We start from the raw sequence: 2,828 nt of genomic DNA on the forward strand, positions 1-2,828 counted from the left end.
TCGGCGCGGGCGGTCTCGTAGGCCGAGCCGCGGGCCCGCATCGCGTCGATCCGCGCGACCTGTGAGATCGCGCTGCGCTTGCTGGGCATGAGGGCGCGGACGAGGACGTAGAGGCCCAGGCCGATGACGGCGCCGACGACGAGCGGCATCGTGAGGTCCATCAGCGTGCCCCTTCTTCCTGCGGCATCCGCTGCTGGGACTGCGCGTGCGACGGTGTCCTGGGACGGACGAACTGGACGGAGGCCTCGTCGCGGACCAGGAAGCGCTCGGGCGTCTCGATGGTGGACAGCTTGCGCAGCCACCAGAAGCCGAGTGCGAACAGGCCGCAGACACAGGCCAGGACGAGCTGGCCGACGGCCGTTTCGTACGGCTCCACGAAGTCGCGGTTGAAGATCGACAGGCCGAGGACGAAGGCGACGGACACCGCGACGACGATCTGCACGGACCTGCGGGTCGACGCGCGCTGGGCCATGACCCGCTGGCGCATGTCGACCTCCTCGCGGGCCGACTTGGCCAGGGCGCCGAGGACTTGGCGCAGACCCGGACCGCGCAGGCGGGCGTTGAGGATGAGGGCCGCGACGATGATGTCGGCGGAGGCGTCGTCGATCTCGTCGGCGAGCTGCTGGAGCGCCTCGGGCAGCGGGGTGCGGGCGCGCAGCCGGTCGACGAGGGCGTCGAGGTGGGGCCGCAGGACGGGGGCCGCGGCGCGGGCGGAGGCCGGGATGGCCTGCTCCAGGCCCACGGCGCCGGCGATGGTGTCGCGCAGGGACTCCGTCCAGGAGGCCAGGGCCTCCACGCGGCGCATGGCGGCCCGTTCCTCACCGGCGCCGCCGAACAGGCGGTCCCAGAAGAAGACGAGGACACCGGCCGCGATGCCCGCGACGGCCCAGCGGGTGAGGACGAGGACGACCAGGCCGACGATGGCGGCGAGCGAGCCGCGCCGGCCGGCGAAGCGGATCAGTTCGCTCGCCCGCTCGGCGGCCTTCTGCTTCTCGTGGTCGGGTTTGGCGGGCAGTCCGCGTACGGCGATGAGGAGGAGGGCGAGGCCGCCGCCGACGGCGACGCCGCACGCTATCGAGTACAGGACGGTGGTGGAGAACAGGCCGCCCATGGAGCCGAGCGAGCCGAGTGCCGCGAGGTTCGTGGTCATCCCCGGCTCACCCCCAGGTCCCGGTCGGCCGGTAGCCGTGTGCCATCAGTTCCTCCAGGCAGGCTATGGGGGCATGCGGCACGATCCGGCCGTCGGGGGCCTCCGCGAACACCTCGCTGGACAGCACCCGTCCGTCGACGCCGTTGACCTCGCGGACGGAGGTGACCATGCGCTGGAGGCGGCCGCCGCTGCCGTAGTTGTTGCGCCGCTGGATGAAGACGACGAAGTTGACCGCGCCCGCGATCAGCATCTGGCTGGCCTCGATGGGCAGCCGCTCCGTGGCCTGCAGCGCGTAGGTGGAAATACGGTTGAAGACCTCGTGCGAGCTGTTGGCGTGGATCGTGGACAGGGAGCCGTCGTTGCCCTGCGACATGGCGTTGAGCATGGTGACGATCTCGTCGCCGAGGACCTCACCGACGATGACGCGGGAGGGGTTCATACGCAGCGAGCGTCGCACCAGTTCCGCCATCGAAATGATGCCCTGGCCCTCGGAGTTGGGCAGGCGCTCCTCGAAGGCGACGACGTTGGGGTGCAGGTCGGGGAAGGTGTCGAGGCCGAGTTCCAGGGCCCGTTCCACGGTGATGAGGCGCTCGTGCGGCGGGATCTCGTTGGCCAGGGCGCGCAGGAGCGTGGTCTTGCCGGCGTTGGTGGCGCCGGCGATCATGATGTTCTTGCGGGCGCGGACCGCGCAGGCCATGAAGTGGGCGACCTCGGGCGACAGGGTGCCGTTGCCGACGAGGTCGGAGATGAACACCTTGCCCATGCGCGCGCGGCGGATGGACAGGGCGGGGCGCCGGGTGACGTCCATGACGGCCGACAGACGCGAACCGTCGGGGAGGCGCAGGTCCAGCTGCGGGTTGGCCGAGTCGAAGGGCCGGGAGGACAGACCCGAGTACGCGCCGAGGACCTGGATGAGCTCGATGAGCTCCTCGTCGGTCTCGGCGACGGGGTCGCCCTGCGCCTCACGGCCGTCGGCGTACCCGATGAACACCTGGTCGCAGCCGTTGATGTCGATGTTCTCGACCTCGGGGTTGTCCAGCAGCGGCTGGAGCCGGCCGACGCCGAACAGCGCGGCGTGCACGGCGGCCGCGTACTGCTCCTCGGTCTCGGCGTCCAGCGGCGTACGGCCCGCGTTGATCTCGGAGCGGGCGTGCTCCTCCAGGATCTGGGCTATGACGGCCCGGGCGTACTGCCGCTCGTCCTCGGTGGACATCGGGGTGACGCCCGCGACCTGGTCCTGCCGGCGCTGCTCGGCGATGCGGTCGCCGGCGTCCTGGCGGAACCGCTTGACCAACTGGTGGTCGACAGCGGTCATGCGCCGGCCCCCGCGTGGCCCTGCATCTGGCCCGGGGCGTGCGGGGCGTGGTGGGCCTGGGGTGCCTGGTTGGCCTGCGCGGAGGCGGCCCAGGCGGCGCCGTACTGCTGGTAGAGGTCGGCGGCGACCTTGCGGGCCGAGCGGATCAGCAGCGACTTGTCGAGGCGGCCTCGCTTGCGGCCGGCCAGCTGGTCGGCGCCGGCCGGGTCGTCGGCGAGGGTGCCGACCACGCGGGCGCCGGTCTGGGCGTGCACGAGCATGTCGTTGACCTGCGAGGCGAGCTTGCCGGCTCGACATGCACATCTCCTGGCTGCGCAAGAAGCTCGGCGACGACGCGGCCAACCCCCGCTACATCGCCACCGT

General features: G+C 71.6%; 2 protein-coding genes and 2 pseudogenes. All 4 read right to left on the reverse strand.

Translation table 11 applies throughout. The features are described 5' to 3' along the window. Nucleotides 1-161, reverse strand: a pseudogene (locus ABZ281_RS44850) (type II secretion system protein); the annotation flags it as partial. Then, nucleotides 161-1,111, reverse strand: coding sequence for a type II secretion system F family protein (locus tag ABZ281_RS44855; RefSeq protein ID WP_356664093.1), 951 nt, complete (start codon nucleotides 1,109-1,111; stop codon nucleotides 161-163). The pseudogene ABZ281_RS44850 and the gene ABZ281_RS44855, both read right to left, overlap by 1 nt. Nucleotides 1,112-1,157: 46 nt before the next feature. Continuing rightward, nucleotides 1,158-2,465: an ATPase, T2SS/T4P/T4SS family gene (locus ABZ281_RS44860; protein ID WP_356664091.1), complete on the reverse strand. Its 1,308-nt coding sequence runs from the start codon at nucleotides 2,463-2,465 to the stop codon at nucleotides 1,158-1,160. Further along, nucleotides 2,462-2,828: pseudogene (locus tag ABZ281_RS44865) on the reverse strand (hypothetical protein); the annotation flags it as partial. The pseudogene ABZ281_RS44865 and the gene ABZ281_RS44860, both read right to left, overlap by 4 nt.

The sequence above is a fragment of the Streptomyces sp. NPDC006265 genome, assembly GCF_040613555.1.
In the GTDB taxonomy this organism is placed as follows: Bacteria; Actinomycetota; Actinomycetes; order Streptomycetales; family Streptomycetaceae; genus Streptomyces.

Bases quoted from the DNA above. Each gene is read 5' to 3' on its own strand.
- ABZ281_RS44855 (WP_356664093.1), bottom strand. From the start codon at position 1,111: ATGGGCGGCCTGTTCTCCACCACCGTCCTGTACTCGATAGCGTGCGGC.
- ABZ281_RS44860 (WP_356664091.1), bottom strand. From the start codon at position 2,465: ATGACCGCTGTCGACCACCAGTTGGTCAAGCGGTTCCGCCAGGACGCC.